Below are 19,009 nucleotides of genomic sequence, written 5' to 3' on the forward strand. Positions count from 1 at the left end.
CCCTCGATTGGTCTATGCCACCTTCAACCCCACATCAAGAGGTGAGCTGTCCAGTGGACTTCACTGGTCAGGTGGTCAGGTCATGTCCTCCAGAGGTGAACCGTGAAGCTCCGCTTGTTTGCCGGTGTGTCCGTGCTCGTGATGACGGCCGGGCTGAGTGCCTGCAGTAGCTCCTCCGATACCTCCGACGACAGCTCCGGCGGGAGCACCACCATCGACGTCTGGCTGATGCGCGACAGCGTCTCGGCCCAGTTCCAGAACGAGTTCGTCAAGGGCTTCGAGACCGCTCACCCGGACATCAAGGTCAAGGTGCAGATCCAGGAGTGGGACGGGATCGGCGAGAAGGTCACAGCCGCCCTCGCCAGCAACGACGCACCGGACGTCATCGAGACCGGCAACACCCAGGTCGCCCAGTTCGCGCAGAGCGGGGGGCTGCTCGACCTCAGCGACAAGGTCGACGACCTCGGGGGGAAGAACTGGCTCAAGGGTCTCGCGGAGCCGGGCGTCTACGAGGGCAAGCAGTACGGCATTCCGTACTACGCCGCCAACCGCGTCGTCATCTACCGGACCGACCTCTTCAAGGAGGCGGGCGTCGACGCGACCGCCATCAAGACCCGCGACCAGTGGATCGCCGCCACCAGGAAGCTCAACACCGGTGACACGCAAGGCATCTATCTGCCCGGCCAGAACTGGTACACCCTCGCGGGCTTCGTCTGGGACGAGGGCGGCGGCCTCGCCACCGAGTCCGGCGGCAAGTGGAAGGGCACGCTGGACTCCCCCGAGGCGATCCGCGGTATGGAGTTCTACGAGAAACTCCAGGCCCTCGGCAAGGGCCCCAAGGACTCCGACGAGGCCAACCCCCCGCAGGCGGACGTCATGGCCAAGGGGAAGGTCGCCCAGGTCATCTCGACACCCGGCGGCGCCAACGTCGTCATCCAGAACAACCCGGCGCTGAAGGGAAAGCTCGGCTTCTTCCCGATCCCGGGGAAGGCCGCCGACAAGCCCGGCGCGGTCTTCACCGGCGGCTCCGACCTCGTCATCCCCACGGCGTCCACCAAGCAGGACGCGGCCTACACCTTCGTCAAGGAACTCACCGGCGACACCTGGCAGAAGAAGCTCGCCGTCGCCATGAGCTACGTCCCGAACAAGACCACCCTGGCCTCCGCGGTCGCAGCCGACCCCGGTGCCGCGGCCATGGCGGTCGGCGCCGCCCAGGGCCACGCCACACCCAACACCCCCGGCTGGGCCGCCGTGGAGGCCAAGAACCCGATCAAGGACTACATGACGGCCGTCCTCACCGGAGGAGACATCCAGAAGAAGGCCGCCACCGCGTCCGCGGCCATCACCGCGGCCATGAACTCCGGCTCCTGAACCGTCCACGCACCGGAAGGAGGAGCGCCGTGTCGGCCGTCCGCGAGCAGACCGCCCCCCGCCCCCCACTCGGTACCGGGCCGCCCCGGCGCTCCACCGGTCCAGGGCCGCGCCGCCCGTCGAAGTCCACCGGCCGTGGGATCTGGCCGTACGTACTGATCGCCCCCGCCGTCCTCGGCACGCTCTATCTGCTCGTCTATCCCCTGGTCCGTGCCGTGGTGATATCGCTGCAGGACTTCGGCCTGCGCCAACTCATCCTGGGCGGCGCACGTTTCGTCGGATTCAAGAACTACGAGACGCTGCTGGGGGACGGCCGCTTCTGGGAGGTCGTGCGCCGCACCTTCCTCTTCATGGCGATCAACGTCGTCCTGATCATGGTGCTGTCCACGCTGGTCGCGCTCATGGTCGAGCGGCTCGGCCGGTTCGGCCGGACCGCGGTCCTCAGCGCGCTCGTGCTGACCTGGGCGATGCCCGTCATCGCGGCGACCACCGTCTTCCAGTGGCTGTTCCACTCGGAGTTCGGCATCGTCAACGCGGTCCTGACCGACCTGGGATTCGAGTCCTTCCACCGCTACCCCTGGTTCGCGCACGGACCGGCCGCCTTCGCCATCGTGGTCGTCCTCGTCGTATGGCAGTCCGTGCCCTTCGCCGCGATCACCCTGTACTCGGCCCTCACCACCGTCCCCACCGAGCTGTACGAGTCGGCGCGGCTCGACGGGGCGTCGGCGCCGCGGATCTTCCGCTCCATCACCTTCCCCATGGTCCGGCCGATCTTCATGCTGGTGTTCTCGCTCGAGGTGATCTGGACCTTCAAGGCGTTCGTCCAGATCTGGGTCATGACCAACGGCGGGCCCGGCGACGCGACCACGATCCTGCCCGTGTACGCGGTGCAGACCGCCCTGTCGCGCCAGCGCTACGACCTCGGTTCGGCGGCCTCCATGGTCACCGTCGTGCTGATGTCGGGCGTGCTCGTCTTCTACTTCCGCCAGATGTTCCGCCAGGAGGACGAGCTCGCATGAGCACGACCCGGCCCCGCATCCGCCGTCTGCCCCTGAACGCCGCCGCCGTCGTCACGGTGGTGGTCTGTCTCTTCCCGGTCTACTGGATGGTCGCCACCGCGTTCACCCCGACCCGCGACATCCAGTCCGACAACCCCCGGATCGTCCCTCGGACCTGGACACTCGACCACTTCCGGACCGCCGTCGGCGCCGCAGGCTTCGGCCTGTTCTGGCGCAACAGCATTCTCGTCACGCTGAGCGCCGTCCTGCTCGCCCTCGTCATCGCGCTCGGCGCCGCCTACGCGGTCGCCCGGATGAAGTGGAAGGGGCGCCGGCAGTTCATGCTCATGGTCTTCATCGCGCAGATGGCGCCCTGGGAATCACTGATCATCCCGGTCTACATCATCTCCCGGGACACCGACATGCTCGACCGGCTGCCGACCCTGACCCTCGTCTACTTCATGATGACGCTGCCCTTCACCATCATCGTCCTGCGCGGCTTCATCGCCACGATCCCCCCGGAGCTGGAGGAGTCCGCCCAGGTCGACGGCTGCACCCGGCTCGGCGCGTTCCGGCACATAGCGTTCCCGCTCCTTGCCCCGGGCCTGATGGCCACCTCGCTGTTCGGCTATATCACCGCCTGGAACGAGTTCGCCTACGCCAACTTCCTGATCATCAAGCAGCAGGACAACCGCACCCTGCCCGTGTGGCTGTCCTCGTTCCAGAACGTCTTCGGAACCGACTGGGGCGCCACGATGGCCGCCTCGACCCTCTTCGCCGCCCCGGCGCTGGTGGTGTTCCTGCTGCTCCAGCGCCATGTCACCTCCGGCTTCGCGGCCGGCGCAGTCAAGGGCTGACCTCACACCCCACCCCCACGCGACCCCGTCCCGGAGCTGATCCATGCCCGCACAGCGATCCTTGCTCACCCTCGTACCCCGCCCCACCAAGGCCGCACTCCGGCCGGGACACTTCACTCTCGACGCCGGCACCGGACTGCACATCGGCGCGGGCGCCGAACCGGCCGCGGACCTGCTGCGCACCCTGCTCGCCCCCGCCACCGGGCTGTCCCTGCGGCCCTCCCCGGCCGGACAGTTCGCCCTGACGCTCGACCCCGGACTCACCGGCCTCGGCGACGAGGGGTACGGGCTCACCGTCGCCCCGCACGCCGTGCTGCTGCGCGCCGCGCACCTGACCGGTCTGCTGCGCGGCATCCAGACGCTCCGCCAACTCCTGCCTCCTCAGGCATTGTCGGACACTCCGCAGCGCGGTACACGGTGGCTGCTGCCGTGTGCCGAGATCACCGACGTCCCCCGCCACCCCTGGCGCGGCGCGATGCTGGACGTGGCACGCCACTTCCAGCCCGTCTCCTACCTGCGCCGGTACGTCGACCTGCTGGCCCTGCACAAGATCAGCGTGTTCCATCTGCATCTCACCGACGACCAGGGCTGGCGCATGCCGGTCGCCGCACTGCCCAGGCTCACCGAGGTCGGCGGCCACCGCGCCGAGTCCCAGAAGGGCCCGGCCGGCAGCGACACGTACGACGGCATCCCGCACGGCGGGGCGTACACACGGGACGAACTCGTCGGCCTGGTCCGGTACGCGGCCGCTCGCGGCGTCACCGTCATGCCGGAGATAGAGATGCCCGGCCATGTACGCGCCGCCCTCGCCGCCTACCCCGAACTGGGCAACCATCCGGAGCGCACCCTCGACGTCTGGACCCGCTGGGGGGTGTGCGACACCGTCCTCGGTGTCCACGACGAGGTCCTCGACTTCTGCCGCACCGTCCTCGACGAGGTCATGGACGTCTTCCCCTCGCCGTACATCCACGTCGGCGGCGAGGAGTGCCCCACCACCGAGTGGACGCACAGTGTCGCCGCGCGGGAGCGAGCGGTGGCGCAGGGCCTGCCGGGCCCCGGGGCCCTGCACGGCTGGTTCCTCGGGCTGATCGGCGACTTCCTCGTCCGGCACGGACGCCGCCCGGTCGGCTGGGCCGAGACCGGCGCCGAACTGCCCCTCGACTTCACCGTGATGACCTGGCGCGACTCGGCGCACACTCTGACGGCGGCCCGCCACGGCCACCCCGTCGTCAGCGCCTACCACCGGGCCACCTACCTCGACTACGCCCAGTCCGGCGACCCGCGCGAGCCACTGGCCCAGCCCGAAGGCGTCGTCGATCTGCGCGCCGTCCACGCCCACGATCCCGTACCCGAGGACGCGGACCCGGACGTGGCCGGGCGGGTGCTCGGCACCCAGACCCAGCTGTGGACCGAGTTCGTCACGACGCCCGCCCACATCGAGTACCTGACCTACCCGCGCCTGTGTGCCCTCGCCGACCGCGCCTGGAGCGGCGCGACCGACTGGGCCGACTTCCGCTCCCGCCTCGACGAGCACACCGTACGGCTCGACGCCCTCGATGTCCGGCAACACCCCTGACCCTGTCCCGTTCCGGGAATCACCCCACCTTTCTGGAGAGGAACAACCATGAGATTCGCGAAGAACCGGCTACGCGCCGCAGCGTCCGCCGCCGTCGCGGTGGCCATGGGCGCCGCCGCGCTCACCGCACTCCCGGCCACCGCGAGCGCCGCCGGCGACGGGCTGAGCGTCCAGTACCGTACGAGCGCCACGGGAGCCACCGCCGACCAGTCCGAACCCTGGTTCAAGGTGAAGAACACCGGCAGCACGTCCGTGCAACTGGCGAACGTCAAGATCCGCTACTACTTCAAGGCCGACTCGGCCGGCGCGTCCTATCGCTTCGCCTGTTCCTGGGCCGTCAAGGGCTGCGCCAACGTCACGGGCACCTTCGGCACGCTCGCCAACCCGACCGCCACGGCCGACCGCTACCTGGAGATCGGCTTCACCTCCGGCGCCGGCACGCTCGCGCCGGGCGCCGACACCGGCGACATGCAGCTGCGCTTCTACCAGTCGACGTGGCAGTCGCTCAACCAGAGCGACGACTACTCCTTCGGCGCCTCCCAGACGTCGTACGCCGACTGGTCCAAGGTCACCGCGCAGCTGTCCGGCACCACGCTGTGGGGCCAGGCCCCCGCTGACAACGACCCGACGAACCCGCCCACCGACCCGCCGACCGACCCTCCGGCCACCGGCGCCACGCTGTTCGACGACTTCAACTACAGCGCCTACAACGACCCGAAGGTCTCGGCGCACGGGTGGAGCGTGCGGTCCACCTCCGGCGGCCCCGGCGTGTCCGGCGCCACCTGGGCGCCCGACAAGGTCACCTTCGCCACCACGAGCGGCAACTCCGTCATGAACCTGGAGACCTCGACGTCCGGCACCGGGGAGAGCACCAAGCAGACCGAGATCGTCACCAACGCGCGCAAGTTCAAGAACGGCACCTACGCGGCCCGGGTCAAGTTCAACGACGCGCCCAAGTACGGCCCGGACGGCGACCACCTCGTCCAGACGTTCTTCACCATCAACGACCTCACGGCACCGATGGCGGACGACTACTCCGAGTACGACTTCGAGTACCTGCCCAACGGCGGCTGGGGCGAGACCTCCGACATCCTCTACACGACGTCCTGGGAGACCTACCAGGCCGACCCGTGGGTGGCGGTCAACCAGCACACCGAGGGCAGGCAGAGCTACAACGGCTGGCACGACCTGGTGCTGACCATCGACAACAGCAGCATCAAGTACTACATCGACGGACAGCTCTTCGGCACTCATGACTCCGCGTACCTGCCGGAGCGGCCGATGTCGATCAACTTCAACCAGTGGCTGATCGACCTCGCGGGCCAGACCAGCACCACCGCGCGGGCGTACGACGAGCAGGTCGACTACGTCCTGCACGTCAAGGACCAGGTCCTCACGCCGGCGCAGGTCGCCGCCAAGGTGACGGCGTACCGCAGCGCGGGCACCACGTTCGAGGACACCGTCCCCAGCAGCTGATCCCCTCGCCCGATGACGAAAGGCCAGGGCGACGGCGCACCCGGCGCGCAGGCACGCACCGGGTGCGCGGCCCGCCGCCCCGGCGGCACAGGCCGGCGGCGAGTGGGCCGAGCCTCTGAACCTCCTCAAGTCGCTTGGCACGCGGAGAACAGGGCAGTCAGTCTGATCCCCATGACAGGAATCACGGGACTGAGCAAGAAGAACAACTTCGTGCTGGCCATCCGGGACGCGGACATGGTCGCGGCGACCCTGCGCCAGGCACTGGCCGAGGCCTCGCCCGAAGAGCGCCTCGGTCTGGAACGCGCTGCCGCGCTCGTCGAGTCCACCGCCTCCGCCACCGAGACCCAGCTGCGTGCCCGCTGGGTCCGCTCCCGGCTGGCCGACGTCGGCTTCACCGGGGACATCACCTCGGTCGCGGCGGTGCGGGCGCTGCGCCAGGCGGAACCGAAACTGAGCCTGCTGGCGGCGGTACAACTGCAGAAGGAGGCAGTGGCCCATCCGGAGTGATCCGGCAGCCCCCTGATACGCGGGGAACGGAGGCTGCCGGAGGCGTTGCGCTGCTCAGGAGGTGAGGTAGCAGGTCTTGATCACGCCCGGCAGCGGATCGGTGCCGAACGCCGCCGTCGTGCAGCCGGTGCCGCCGGTGAACGCCTTGTAGAGGAAACGGCCCCGGGCGCCGTAGGCGACGGTCTGCTGTCCGCTGAAGGCGCACGTGCCGCCTTCGGCGGAGCAGGAGGCGGCGTAGCCGACCGGACCGCCGGTGGCGGTGTAGCAGGCCTTCGACTCGCCTGGGATCGGATCTCCGAACGTGGCGTCGGTGCACGGGGTGTCGCCGGTGGCCGTGCTCGTCGTGAACGCTCCGAAGGCGCCGTACATCACCGGCTGTCCCGCCGCGGCCGGGCAAGTTCCGTTCTGGGATGCGCACTTGGTCCAGCCGCCGGCCGGGGCTCCGTCGGGGGGCAGGTAGCAGGACTTGGCGACGCCGTCGATGGGATCGCCGAAGTGGGCGTTGGAGCAGTCGACGGAGCCGTTGGTAACCTGGTGGACGAAGTTGCCGTTGGCGCCGTAGGCGACGTCGCGGTTGTAGCCGGGCACGGCGCACGTGCCGCCTTCGGCCGCGCAGGCGGTGTATCCGGGCGGGCCGCCCGCGTCGGCGACGTAGCAGGACTTGACGAGATTGGACGCCGGGTCGCCGCCGAAGGAGTCGTTGGTGCAGGCGGTGCTGCCGGTCACCGTCTTGTACGTGTACGTCCCGGCGCCGTAGGCCACCGAGCGGGTGCCGCTGAAGGTGCAGGTGCCGCCCTCGCCCGCGCACCGGGTGAAGCCCGGCCGCAGGACGCCGGTACCGGGGTCGGCGGGTGGCGACGGATTGCCCAGTCCGGCGGCGGTCACGGTGTAACTGCCGGGGGCGACGCCGGTGAGGTAGACGTAGGTGTCGTCCTGGCTCGCGCCGGTGATGCCGGAGGTGGGCGTGAAGGTTCCGTTCCGCCATACGGCGGTGCCGTTCACGGACACCGAGATGTTGCCGCCGCCGAACTTCGGGACGCCGATGCGGCCGGTGGTGCCGGACGGGCTGGTCAGGTGCGCCGTATAGGTGCCGGCGGCGGGGTCGCGGGACCAGGACGCGTTGATGGCGCCCTGGGGCATGGTGATGCGGCCCTCGGCGCTGGTGAGGTCACCTGGGTGCGGGACGAAGCGGAACGCGCCGGTCGCCGACTCCGGTGCGGTGCCCAGCACGTCGAAGGTGAGCGTGGAGGTGGGCGCGGTGGACCAGCCGTGGGCCAGGCTCATGAACGAACCGCCGTAGGCGAGGCCGCCGTCGGCCTTGACGCCCTCCCAGAAGGTGCTCTTGGTGCCGATGTCGCTGGTCAGCATGTGGCCCCAGGTGCGGCGGATCTGGTCCAGGGCGGTGTAGTCGTCGTTGGCGGTGAAGCGGGCGTTCAGCTCCATGCCGCCGGCGAAGGGCGAGACGTTGCCGCCCCACTCCGGGGTGGTGGGGCCGTAGATGCCCCAGTTCTTGCCGAGCCCCGCGATGATGCTCTTCGACTTGGCCGTGGAGTCGCTCAACCCGTACCAGACGGCGAGGGAGTTGCCGTCCTGCGGGTACAGGCCGCTGGTGGGGTTGTCCTTGTACAGGCCCTTCGCGGCGTCCCACAGCAGGGAGTTGGCGGCGGACTTGATGGCGGCCGCCTTGGCGTTCCAGCTCGCGGCGAGCGCGCTGTCGCCCTCCTCCGTGGCAAGGGTGGCACCACCCTTGAGCGCGCCGTACAGCAGCGCGTTGGCGGAGATGTTCTCGCCGCCTTGACCGACCCTGGCCCAGTCCTGGGTGCGGGTCACGTTGAGCAGGTTGTTGCCGTCGATCTTGTTGGTGATGAAGGCCATCCCCCGCTTGTAGTTGGACCATTCGGAGTCCAGCCACGCCCGGTCGGCCGTGTAGGTGTAGTAGGTCGACGTCCCCAGCAGCGTCCAGGTGTGGTAGGTGTCCGAGCCGGTGAGGTTGAACGGCGGGCCGGACCAGGGGATTTCGCCCGCCGCCGACTGCGCGTCGTACATCGTGGTGAGCGCGTTGCGGGTCGAGGTGAGGTCGTTGGAGTACGCGTACTGCGTGGGTACGGCGATGCCCATGTCGCCGGGCCACACCGTACGGTCGCGCTTGGCGCCGTCGACCAGGACGGAGTCACCCACGCCGACGGTGGCGCTGTTGTCCCACGCCGAGGCGGGCGGGGGCCAGGCGCGGCCCTGGTTGGAGGCGATCGTGTTGAGTTGCACCGTGTACGCCCCGGCGTACCAGATGCTGTTGAGCAGCTCGTCGCTGGAGGAGAAGTAGTTGGCGTAGTCGGCCGGGTTGGCCTTCCCCGGAGCGGCGGTGAACGCGAGGCTGACGCCCTTGAGGTCCACCCAGCCCGAGGTGTCGAGGAAGACGGTCAAGTAACGGAAGCCGCCCCGCAGTTGAGCGGCAGGCATCGTGTAGGTGCCGTTGGCGGAAGGCGTGGCGTAGAGGGCGCCGTCCTCGCCGTCGCGGCCGCTGCTGCGGTCGCTGTTGTTGCCCACGTACAGGGACGACTCGCTGAAGGCCAGGCCGACCCGCTGGCCGCTGGAGCTGGTGCTGCCGAAAGACAACGTTGCCAGACCCCCGACCTCCTTGCCGAAGTCGAGAGTGATGGCCGACTGTGCGCCGGAGATCCGCGTCGACTGTCCGCTGAGGACGTTCTGCGGGTTCGCGACGCTGCCCGACGTGCGGTAGACGGCGGTCGGCTTGAGGGTGCGTGAGGTCGGCGAGTAGTTCAGGGCGTCCAGTGCCGCCCGGGCACCGGACGTTGTGGCTGCCGACAGGGACGTGGGAGGGGCCGCGCCGGCAGGCGGCGCGGGTGCCGCGACCAGCGCGGCGGCCACCACCGTGGCGAGGCCGAGTAGGCGCCCTGGACTGGGCTTTCGGTTCAGCGGGGGCCGGCGGCGGCGCATGAGTACCTCCCGGATCGGGTGCGGAAACTGACTGCTCGATTCGGCGACCAATCGCTTGAATCGATTCAAAAAAATTGCCGGTGCAGGCCTGGGACTGAAGAAACAGCAGGGGTGCGAGATGACTCGCCGAAGTTCGCACCGATGATGGGCGCCCGAAAAGCGGGTGTCAACCCATCGCGGCAACCGTCAACTCCTGTGAAAAAAGACGCCCGTTGCGACATTGACAAGGCAGGGGCGAGCCGGTTCACTGCCTCGGAGACAGGCACAGGTATGGACCATTGATCCATTTCCCCGGCGCGGCTCCGTGCGAGCCGTCGGCTCCCGTCACGCCCGCCAACCGGCGTCCCCCATCGTGAAATCGAGGCGAGTTCCGGTGCCCCTACGAAGCTCCGACATCGTTGTCAGACCACGGCTTCTCAGCTTCCTGCTGACAGCCGCTCTCGCGCTCGTGGCACTGGTCCCGGCCGCGACGCCCGCGGGCGCCGCCACCCAGGTGTGCGTACTGGCCTGCGACACGCTGGACCCCTCACAGGCCCGGCAGGAGAGCTTCCCGGTGCCGAACAAGGACCTCAACGGCCGTCGCCTCGAACTGCACGTGTCCGACGCGGACGACATGGCCTGGGCCAGCATCGACAACGGCGTGACCGGCGACTCGGTGTGGCTGGACCGCTCCTGGGACGGCGGCGCCACCTGGGAAGGACTGCTCGGCAAGGCGAGCATCCCGGGAACCTGGACCGGCACCAGGACGCTGATGTACAACATCACCGACCCGCGCAACCACCGACGCGGCCTCGTCCGGGCCTGCGGCGACGCCGCCGGCGTCGGCTGCACGAACTGGGTCTACCCCACCGTCTGCGACACCCTCTGCGACGGCACGAGCGCGGGCCAGGCGGCTGGCGACGACCAGCCCGTGCCGTCAACCACCTTGTACGGCCGCACGATCCGGCTGCACGTCGACCAGAAGAACTCCATGGCCTGGGCGAGCATCGACACCGGGGGCGCCGGCGACGAGATCTGGCTCGACCGCTCCTGGGACGGCGGTTCGACCTGGCCGGACGGCTCCTCGCTCGGCCGTACCAGCACCCCCTCCGGGGCCACCGGCGCCCGTACCGCCATGTACGCGACCCGCGACCCGCGCGGCCTCCTCTACGGCGGCGCGGTCCGCGCGTGCGGCCGGGAGGCGAGCCACAACGAGGGCAGCTGCACCGCGTGGGTCAGGCCCGCGCCGACCAGGGCGCGCGCCGCGGCGGACACGCTGATGACCTCGTACGACCCGTACAACGGCTGGTGGCCCAGAAGTTGGTGGAACTCCGCCGCCACCCTCACCTCCCTCATCGACTTCGCCAGGACCACCGGCACGCACAACTACGACTGGGTCATCGCGCGCACCTTCGACCAGAGCAAGGGCTCCTTCGCCGCCGGTGTACGCAGTTCGGACGCGATCGAGGGCGACTTCATCAGCCGTTCCATCGACGACTCGGGCTGGTGGGCCATCGCCTGGATCGACGCGTACGACTACACGGGTGACTCCCGCTATCTGAACGAGGCGGTCACCATCGCCAACTACGTCCAGCAGTACTGGGACCCCAGCACCTGCGGCGGCGGCGTGTGGTGGGACCGCGAGCGCACCTACAAGAACGCCGTGACGAACGGACAGTACCTCTGGCTGACCACCGCGCTGCACCAGCGCATCCCGGGCGACACGGTGTGGCTGCAGCGGGCCAGGACATCCGCCGCCTGGTACAAGGCCAGCGGGATGATCAACTCCTCGGGGCTGGTGAACGACGGGCTCACCTCGGCCTGCGCCAACAACGGCAGCACCGTGTGGAGTTACAACCAGGGACTGGCCATCGGCGGCTTCACCGAACTGTGGAGGACGACCGGGGACAGCTCCCTGCTGGCCACCGCACGAACCCTGGCCGACGCCGCCGTCAGCAGCCCGACGCTGACCCGGGACGGAGTGCTCACCGAGTCGTGCGACATCGGCTCCGCGTCCTGCGACGACAACCAGAAGCAGTTCAAGGGCATCTTCATGCGGAACTTCGCCGACCTCGCGAAGGCGACCGGTTCCAGCACCTACCAGAGTTACGTCCAGAAGCAGGCGGACACGTTGTGGGCGCGGGACCGTAACTCCCTCAACGCCCTCGGGGAACGCTGGGCCGGCACCAGCCCCAACCAGACCGACTGGCGTACCCAGGCCGGCGCCCTCGAAGCGCTCACCGCCGCCGCGGGCTGACGGCCGGTTCCGAAAGCCGGCTCGCACGCGGGTCCCCGACCCGCGTGCGAGCCGGTGCGCGAGATGAGTGCCGTACACCTGGGCGCACGGATGCCTGGTCCCGTTGATCGGCCTCCCCTGGAATCCGTCCGCTCCGGGGAGGACCAGCGAACTCCGCGGGTTCCGCGGGTGGCGATCGCCCCGGTCGTGAACGCCATCCGCGTCTTGGAACGCACGGTCCTGACGGCCATCTGCTGTTCGACCACCGTGCCCATGACCTGCGCGGCACACGGACCGGTACCGGCTTCCCCACCATCTGGCTCTGACCAGCCCCTTCGAGTCGGTCCCGGACGGGTGCGTGTTCCGGCCACTCTCCGGCACCGCACCGGCAATCCCCTCGCCGACAATATTTCTCGCCTTGACAATTTTTTTTGTCGGATGGATTCTGGAGCGGTGCTGGACGTCGCTGTGATCGAAGAACCCGCCGTGGCCGAGGCGTCCCCGGACCCGATACGGGCCCGGACCCTCGCCGCCCCGACCGAGCCCTGCGCGGCCGCCATGCCGGCCGCCCGCCTGGGGCTGCCCCGGCAGAAGGCCAACCACCGACTGAAGGAGCTGGGGCGGCATGGGCTGGTCGAGGTCGCCGAGCAACGGCGAAAAGGCAACCTCAGCGAGCGGGTGTGCCGCGCCACCGCCGCCTCCTACATCGCCGCCACCGCGCTGATGTCCCACCACCTGTTCGGGCCGGACACGGGCGGCGCCGAGGCGGCCTGGCACCAGTGGCTGAGGGGACTTCTCGGCTGACGACCGCAGGCGCGTCCGGACGCCCGTCCGCGCGGCCGGCACCCCGGCCCCGCCACGGGAACGCACCCGATGCCGACAGCGCCGCACCGGCCTCCCTCCGGGGTGGCCCGCAAAGACTCCTCACCAGGAGGCCGCCGCCTCGAACGTGGTCGAAGCGGCGGCGAGCAATCGAAATCCGCACACCAGAAACCCGAGGAAACCAGCATGCGTACCCTGATCAGCTCCGCCTTCATCTCGCTCGACGGCGTCATGGAAGGCCCGGGCGGCGAACCCGGCTACCGCAACTCCGGATGGACCTTCAAGGACGTCGAGTTCGTCCCCGAAGCGTTCGACATCAAAGGGCGGGAGCAGCAGGAATCCACCGCGGTCCTGATGGGCCGGACCAGCTACGAGGCGTTCAGCCCGGTGTGGCCGGACATGAACGAGTTCGCCCACTACAAGACCATGCCGAAGTACGTCGTCTCCACCACCCTCACCGAGGACAAGCTCGTCTCGAACTGGGGCGAGACCACCATCCTGTGCTCCCTCGACGAGGTCGCCGCCCTCAAGGAGACCGACGGAGGCCCGATCATCATCCACGGCAGCGTCGCCCTGAACCACAGCCTCGCCGACGCCGGCCTGATCGACCGCTACCACCTGCTCGTCCACCCGCTGCTGCTCGGCGCGGGCAAGCGCCTGTTCCCCGCCACCGACAAGGACACCCAGAAGCTCAAGCTCGTCGAGCACGCCGTGTACTCCAACGGCCTGCAGATGAACGTCCTCGATGTCGTCCGCTGACCAAGCCCCGGCAATCCGCCCGTCCGCCCCGGCCCCTGACGACACCCGGCCGCCCGTACCCGGGCGCACGCCGATCCGAGCGCAACCGGGAGTGTCTGACTTGTTGAATCGACCGCAGGCGCTCGGTCTGCAGCCGTAGCGTCCAGGGTGCCGGTCGGCACGGGCTCGTGTAGGTGGAGGTCTTCTCGTCCGCGCTGATCACGTACTCGTCCGCGCCCAGCGGCCGGCCTTGCCAGGTGCGGGCGTACAGGTCCAGCACGCGCTGGGCCTTGGGGCGGAAGTCGGGGTCGGTGATGGAGATCCAGGAGCGGTGCTGCCACGGCTTGAGCGCGTCGTTGGCGAGCCATCGGCGCACGGTGGAGGCCGAGACGAACGGGGCGATGCCGCGCTGCATGGCCTCGCGCGCCGGCTCCGGGCACGACCAGCGGGCCGGCGGCACCCCTGTCTCGGCGAGCAACTGGCAGGCCAGCGCCTTGACCTGGGCGGTGTGCAGCGGTGTGAACGCGGGCGGGCGGCCCGAGCGCTTACGGTCGGTGAGCCCGGCCAAGCCCCGTTCGGCAAACCGGCGCCGCCAGCAGCGGACGGTGTCCACGTGCAGGCCCGTCTCGCGGGCGATGCGCGCGTTGGAGCGTCCGCGCGCCGCGTGCAGCACCACCTGCGCGCGCATCCGCAGCCGGTGCTCGGTCTTGTGGCCCTAGGCCATCTTCTTCAGCCGCTCGCGTTCGGCCGGGGTCGCGGCTATGGGGCGGGCAACCGCAACGGGCAGGGCAGGCAGGCCGATCGGGAGAAGCGGATCATGATGGGCCGTAGCCTGCCGCACCGGGTTTGGGCCTGCCGTTTCCTGCTGCTGGGGCTTCTCGTGGGCTCACGCCCGCGCCGAGCAGCGCTCAGCGTGTCGGACGGTAGGTCGCGATGATCACTCCGCTGCTGGTCGGCCGGGCGCTCACCAGCTGCAACTTCTTCAGGGGGGCGTCATCAGTGAACAGCTTCTTGCGGCCCTCGCCGGCCACCACCGGGTGGATCAGCAGCACCAGTTCGTCCAGCAGGTCCTGCTCCAGCAGTGAACGCACCAGCGTCGGGCTGCCCGCGACGGTGATGTCCTTGCCCTCGCCCGCCTTGAGCTCCTCGATCGCGGCCGCCAGATCGCCGTTGATGAGCGTACTGTTCGCCCAGTCCTCGACACTGTCCAGCGTGGAGGAGACGACGTACTTGGGCGAATCGTTGATCCACTTGGCGAAGCCGACGTCCTCGCCGCTGGTCACCGTCGGCCAGTACCCGGCCCACTCGGTGAAGGTCACCCGGCCCAGCAGAATCGTGTCGGCCGTCTCCAGCGTCTCCCCCAGCACCGCGCCCATCTCCTCGTCAAAAGCGAACTGCCACTCGTTCGGCGACTGGGCGACACCGTCGAGCGAGACGAACAGACCCGAAACGACCTTGCGCATGATTCCTCCGTGATGAGTCCGGGGTCGTCTGCCCGGTCCGAGCCGGGACGGCCCTTTGACCGGGACGAGCCGACCCCGTCGGCTACGCCAGGAACACTATGCGGGCATCGAAGCTGAGGTCTTGTACAGAAGCGACAGGGGCTCCGCCCTGTCCGGAGCGCTCAGTTGAGTGGCGGTCCGGCCGATGTACCGGGTCAAGGACCGCGCCAGGTGCGGCTGGTCGAAGTAGCCCAGCCGGTGCACGATGTCCTGGGCCGGCGCACTCTCCTGGATCAGTACCGCCGCCTCGCGGGCGCGGTGGATCTGCCGGATGGCACCCCGGGTGAGGCCCGTCGCCGCGACAAAGCGCCGCTGGAGGGTGCGCTCGGAGAGGTCGGGGGTGGCGCTGTCGAGCACGGTGGGCACGATCGGGTCGCAGTCCACGATGCCCTCACGCACCATGCGCCGTACGAACGCCTCCGCGTTGTCGTAATCGGGCGGGTGCCAAGCGGAGCCCTTCAGCCAGACGGAGCGCCGCGTCACGTCGGGTATCTCCGCGCTACCGCCCACGAGTCGACTGATCGGTATGTGCGGCATCGAGGTGCCGAGGGCAAAGCTGATGCCGAAGAACGTGGCGTCCTTGGGGACGGGGGCCAGGCAGGCCTTGGGCTCCGGGCCCAGTACGGCCGCCCGGACCTGACCGTGCTGCTCCCAGAAGACGAGCTCCCAGTGCGATGTCGCGATCGACGTCATTCTGCCCACGTCGTCGCTGCGGCTGCGCCACACCCGCTCGATGTACGGCAGCTCCGACGGCCGGCTCTCGATCTCCAGACCCAACCGGATCACCCCGTTCACCGCTGCCTGAACGGCCAGTGTGTCACGTCGTCCGGACGGCCAGAGCGCGTGCGAGATGCGCGGGGAGGATCAGTGCGGCTCGGCCTGAACGCGGCCAGTGGCCCGATGCCCGCAAGGCGCGTGGGAAGCCCAGCCACATCGGGGAAGTTCACCACTCCGCCCTGGACGATCTGCTGGCCAGGCTCGACCGGCACGCCGCCGATCATCAGGAAGAATCCTCGTTCCGCCTCGCCGCATGATCAACCCCCGAAGGACTTCCGGAGCCGACCACTTAGGAGTGCGCCCGGTCGTCCCGGGAAGACTCCGCCGCCGCGTGATTCGACTTCCTCCCCAGACGGACCTCCTCCACATCGAGCACTTCCTGAACGGTGCGGAGGACGATGTCGTCGATGCGGCCGGCGTCGCGCAGGTCTGTGAGGGTGTCCCGCTTGACCTGAAGCAGGGCGAGTTCGAGGCGCCGCGTCAAGGACTACATCGACAACCAGAAGCGCCCGGCCTGACCGTCACCCCGCAGACGCAGAGAACTCCGGCGCTTCGCGCCTCCGGGCCGAGGATCGCATTCCCGCCCGGCCCGAAGGCCGGGATTCCCTGCGAAGATTCAGAAGATGGCAGCGAGGGTGCGTTCCGCGGTCTTGTCCTCGTCCTCGGGGAAGCGGGCCCGGCGGACCACGGTCGGCAGTGTGGGACCGAGGAACGTCAGGGTGACGACGATGACGACAGCCGTGATGAACACGACGGCGTCGCGTTGCTCGACGACATGTCCCTCGGCGATGCGGCGGGCACCGTCAGCGCCGCGGCCAGCGAGATGGCTCCGCGCATCCCCGCCCACGCCAGCGGCAGGCGTTGAGGGGCGGTGATACGGCGGTCCCGCTGCTGAGGACGCCAGTCCAGGAACCTGACCAGATAGGGGACCGAGTAGAACCACAGCAGCCGTGTCCCGATCACAGCGACGCTCACGGCGCAGGCGGCGATCGCGGCCTGCGCCAGGGAGACCGAGGTCAATGCCCGGACCGCAGCGAGCAGTTGGATGCCGACGAGGATGAACAGCGCGTGTTGAGCAGATAACTGGCCACTTCCCAGAAGGCGACGGCCTGGATGCGGGCGTCGGAACCGATGACGCGGGGGCCGAATCGGGTGGTCACGAGGCCGCAGGTGACGACGCGAGGACGCCGGACACATGCAGGAGTTCGGCGGGCAGGTAGGCCAGGAAGGGGGCGGCGACACTCAGCGCGCTGTGGAGCAGGGGCTCGGGCAGCCGGCGCCGGACCAGCTGTAGCCCAACGCGTGGGCCACGGCGGCGACGGCGGTGGCCAGGACCAGCCCGGTGGACTGCAGAGCGATGCTGCGGAAGTTGTTGCGGATCTCGCGCACCGAGGAGGTCAGCGCCTCCCAGTACAGCAGGGCGGGGAGAAAGAGGAACAGGACGACGTCGGGGGACAGCGCGAACGCGGCGAAGGATGGTGTCAGTCCGATGAGGCAGCCTGCGCCGAGCAGCAGTAGCGGTTCACTCAGGCCCGTACGACGCGACAGCCAGCCCATCGCCAGTACACCGACGGCGACGACAACGATCAGTTCCCGGCTTTCCATGTCGGTTACCTCTGCTGTGGCGCGTACGGCCGTGCACTCTTGGGCCCATGGCCGTCCGGCGTCACCCGCATGCCGACGAAGGGGTGTGGTGCCGCGTTCGTGTTCATGGCTCTACCGTGGCGCCTCGACACACGTGTAACCAGGTCACGCCTTTCTCAGGAGCTGCGCTCCTGGGAGTCCGGCACCCACCCCCCGGAATTCACGCCTCCATGGGATTGTCACCGGTGGTCACCGCTGAGGTCGCACGTTTCCACGAGTCCGGTCGCCGTGACCACGATCCAGGCACTCGCTCAGGCTCGCTCGGTGTGGATGAGCCTTGGGAGGTGGTGGCCGGAGTGGGTGGGCGCCCGGCGAATGGCGATGAGCGCGGCGTCGTCGCCGAGGCGTCCGCCGACGTGGGCGAGGAGGTCACACCGGATGTGACGCAGGAGTGGTTCGGGGCCGCACTCGGTCCACTGGGCGGCTCGTTCGGCGAACGGGTAGAAGTCACCTCTTTGATTGCGCGCCTCGACGACGCCGTCGGTGTAGAGCAGGAGGGTTTCCCCGGCTTCGAAGGTGAACACGTCCAGCGTGCGCGCCGACGGGCCCAGGACGCCGACTCCCAGTGGGGGTGTGGGGTGCAGCCTCAGTGCGGTGACGGAGTGTTCCGGGTTGAGCAGCAGGGGCGCCGGGTGCCCGCAGCTGGTCATCCGGACGATGGCGGCATCGTCGGGGATCTCCAGCAACAGGGCCGTCACGAAGCGCTCCTCGGCCCCGGCCTCGTCCTCCGGCGCGGTGAATTCGCCGTGGTAGCGACCGACGCTCTGTTCCAGCGCGTCCGTCAGCGCGATGAGCTCGGCGTGCTGATGGGAGGCTTCGCGGAACGCACCGAGCACCAGGGCGGCCTCGCCGATGGCAGCCAGGCCCTTGCCCCGGACATCTCCGATGAGCACGCGCGTGGCGTTGTCGGTACGCGTGACGGCGTACAGGTCTCCGCCGATCTCGGCCTCGTCCTCGGCGGCCAGATATACCGACGCCGTACGCAGGGGGCCGATCCCGCTGGGCAACGGCCACAGCAGTACGTGCTGTGCGGCCTCGGCGACCGATCTCACCTGGGCCAGTTCCTGTCCGTGCCGCTCGCGTACCACGGAGTAGCCCACGATCAGAAGAGTCAGTACGGCGAGGGCGACGATCTGCACGACGACGTTGCGCGAGAAGAGGGTGCCGTCGTGCAGGCCGATGCCTGCCTGGGTCGCGAGCGCCAGGACGCCGATCGCCCCGGTCAGCCGGGGACCGGCGAAGGAGGCGGTGATCGCGGGCGCGATCACCAGCAGCGGCCCCAGGTGGATGTCGGCCGGGGCCACGACGTCGACGACCGTGATCATCACGATGAGCAGGACGGGGATCGCCAGCAGCGCATGGTTCGACTGCCGCGGGCCGAAGCCGGCAAAGCGATTCCAGATCCCCACATGTTCCACAGTGCACCGCCCCAGGACGGCTTGCTAGCGCAGCCAGGAACTATCGGCAATGCGCCGTCAAGGCTGCGGAGCGCGTCCCGCACGCGCCGGATCAGGCGTCGACGGAACCGGCCCCGCACCGGCGCCCGGCGCGCGGCCGGCAGCGCCGCCGCC

18 protein-coding genes are annotated in these 19,009 nt (G+C 69.3%); 9 read left to right on the top strand and 9 right to left on the bottom strand.

The window, feature by feature from the left end; genetic code table 11:
* Window positions 1–141 precede the first annotated feature (141 nt).
* The 6 genes from ACFZDJ_RS50705 (at window position 142) to ACFZDJ_RS50730 (ending at window position 6,785) form a co-directional block, all read left to right on the top strand.
* Entirely contained in the window at window positions 142–1,371 is a 1,230-nt protein-coding gene (locus ACFZDJ_RS50705; RefSeq protein ID WP_391069815.1) for an extracellular solute-binding protein, read from the top strand.
* A 29-nt stretch (window positions 1,372–1,400) separates the two neighbouring features.
* Entirely contained in the window at window positions 1,401–2,390 is a 990-nt protein-coding gene (locus tag ACFZDJ_RS50710) for an ABC transporter permease subunit (RefSeq protein ID WP_391069744.1), read from the top strand.
* Complete coding sequence (locus tag ACFZDJ_RS50715; RefSeq protein WP_390939181.1) at window positions 2,387–3,226, top strand: ABC transporter permease subunit; 840 nt, start codon at window positions 2,387–2,389, stop codon at window positions 3,224–3,226. Before ACFZDJ_RS50710 ends, ACFZDJ_RS50715 begins: the two co-directional genes overlap by 4 nt.
* A 43-nt stretch (window positions 3,227–3,269) precedes the next feature.
* Window positions 3,270–4,802 carry a family 20 glycosylhydrolase gene (locus tag ACFZDJ_RS50720; RefSeq protein ID WP_391069746.1) on the top strand — a complete coding sequence of 511 codons (1,533 nt, stop codon included), beginning with the start codon at window positions 3,270–3,272 and terminating at the stop codon, window positions 4,800–4,802.
* A gap of 48 nt (window positions 4,803–4,850) precedes the next feature.
* Window positions 4,851–6,278 (top strand): cellulose binding domain-containing protein, encoded by a 1,428-nt coding sequence (locus ACFZDJ_RS50725; protein ID WP_391069748.1) that lies wholly within the window; start codon window positions 4,851–4,853, stop codon window positions 6,276–6,278.
* A 171-nt stretch (window positions 6,279–6,449) separates the two neighbouring features.
* Window positions 6,450–6,785 carry a hypothetical protein gene (locus tag ACFZDJ_RS50730; protein ID WP_384926825.1) on the top strand — a complete coding sequence of 112 codons (336 nt, stop codon included), beginning with the start codon at window positions 6,450–6,452 and terminating at the stop codon, window positions 6,783–6,785.
* Between the two features lie 54 nt (window positions 6,786–6,839).
* Here ACFZDJ_RS50730 and ACFZDJ_RS50735 read toward each other — a convergent pair whose 3' ends face one another.
* Window positions 6,840–9,740 (bottom strand): alpha-L-rhamnosidase, encoded by a 2,901-nt coding sequence (locus ACFZDJ_RS50735; protein ID WP_391069749.1) that lies wholly within the window; start codon window positions 9,738–9,740, stop codon window positions 6,840–6,842.
* Window positions 9,741–10,353: 613 nt separating this feature from the next.
* Between ACFZDJ_RS50735 and ACFZDJ_RS50740 the strand changes: the two genes are divergently transcribed.
* The 3 genes from ACFZDJ_RS50740 (at window position 10,354) to ACFZDJ_RS50750 (ending at window position 13,536) form a co-directional block, all read left to right on the top strand.
* On the top strand, window positions 10,354–11,976 hold the full coding sequence (locus ACFZDJ_RS50740) for a glycoside hydrolase family 76 protein (RefSeq protein WP_391069816.1): 1,623 nt from the start codon (window positions 10,354–10,356) through the stop codon (window positions 11,974–11,976).
* A 432-nt stretch (window positions 11,977–12,408) separates the two neighbouring features.
* Window positions 12,409–12,759, top strand: a complete 351-nt coding sequence (locus tag ACFZDJ_RS50745; protein ID WP_391069751.1) for a winged helix-turn-helix domain-containing protein — start codon at window positions 12,409–12,411, stop codon at window positions 12,757–12,759.
* A gap of 204 nt (window positions 12,760–12,963) precedes the next feature.
* Window positions 12,964–13,536 carry a dihydrofolate reductase family protein gene (locus tag ACFZDJ_RS50750; RefSeq protein ID WP_390939192.1) on the top strand — a complete coding sequence of 191 codons (573 nt, stop codon included), beginning with the start codon at window positions 12,964–12,966 and terminating at the stop codon, window positions 13,534–13,536.
* Here ACFZDJ_RS50750 and ACFZDJ_RS50755 read toward each other — a convergent pair.
* The 8 genes from ACFZDJ_RS50755 to ACFZDJ_RS50790 all read right to left on the bottom strand — a co-directional run bounded on the left by ACFZDJ_RS50755 (window position 13,469) and on the right by ACFZDJ_RS50790 (window position 18,847).
* A complete protein-coding gene (locus ACFZDJ_RS50755) occupies window positions 13,469–14,203 on the bottom strand; it encodes a helix-turn-helix domain-containing protein (RefSeq protein ID WP_391069753.1) in 735 nt (244 codons plus the stop codon). The genes ACFZDJ_RS50750 and ACFZDJ_RS50755 overlap by 68 nt on opposite strands.
* A gap of 220 nt (window positions 14,204–14,423) precedes the next feature.
* The gene (locus ACFZDJ_RS50760; RefSeq protein ID WP_390939196.1) at window positions 14,424–14,978 is read right to left on the bottom strand and encodes a dihydrofolate reductase family protein; all 555 of its coding nucleotides are present in this window, start codon (window positions 14,976–14,978) and stop codon (window positions 14,424–14,426) included.
* 96 nt (window positions 14,979–15,074) lie between these two features.
* Complete coding sequence (locus ACFZDJ_RS50765; RefSeq protein ID WP_391069755.1) at window positions 15,075–15,803, bottom strand: helix-turn-helix domain-containing protein; 729 nt, start codon at window positions 15,801–15,803, stop codon at window positions 15,075–15,077.
* Between the two features lie 280 nt (window positions 15,804–16,083).
* Window positions 16,084–16,278, bottom strand: coding sequence for a hypothetical protein (locus ACFZDJ_RS50770; protein WP_391069757.1), 195 nt, complete (start codon window positions 16,276–16,278; stop codon window positions 16,084–16,086).
* 132 nt (window positions 16,279–16,410) lie between these two features.
* Complete coding sequence (locus tag ACFZDJ_RS50775) at window positions 16,411–16,545, bottom strand: hypothetical protein (RefSeq protein WP_391069759.1); 135 nt, start codon at window positions 16,543–16,545, stop codon at window positions 16,411–16,413.
* Between the two features lie 265 nt (window positions 16,546–16,810).
* Entirely contained in the window at window positions 16,811–16,954 is a 144-nt protein-coding gene (locus ACFZDJ_RS50780) for a hypothetical protein (RefSeq protein ID WP_391069761.1), read from the bottom strand.
* Between the two features lie 82 nt (window positions 16,955–17,036).
* Entirely contained in the window at window positions 17,037–17,399 is a 363-nt protein-coding gene (locus ACFZDJ_RS50785; protein ID WP_390939204.1) for a cation:proton antiporter, read from the bottom strand.
* A gap of 290 nt (window positions 17,400–17,689) precedes the next feature.
* The gene (locus ACFZDJ_RS50790; protein WP_390939206.1) at window positions 17,690–18,847 is read right to left on the bottom strand and encodes a SpoIIE family protein phosphatase; all 1,158 of its coding nucleotides are present in this window, start codon (window positions 18,845–18,847) and stop codon (window positions 17,690–17,692) included.
* Between the last annotated feature and the right edge of the window lie 162 nt (window positions 18,848–19,009).

It is taken from the genome of Streptomyces sp. NPDC007896 (genome assembly GCF_042959425.1).
Classification (GTDB): domain Bacteria; phylum Actinomycetota; class Actinomycetes; order Streptomycetales; family Streptomycetaceae; genus Streptomyces.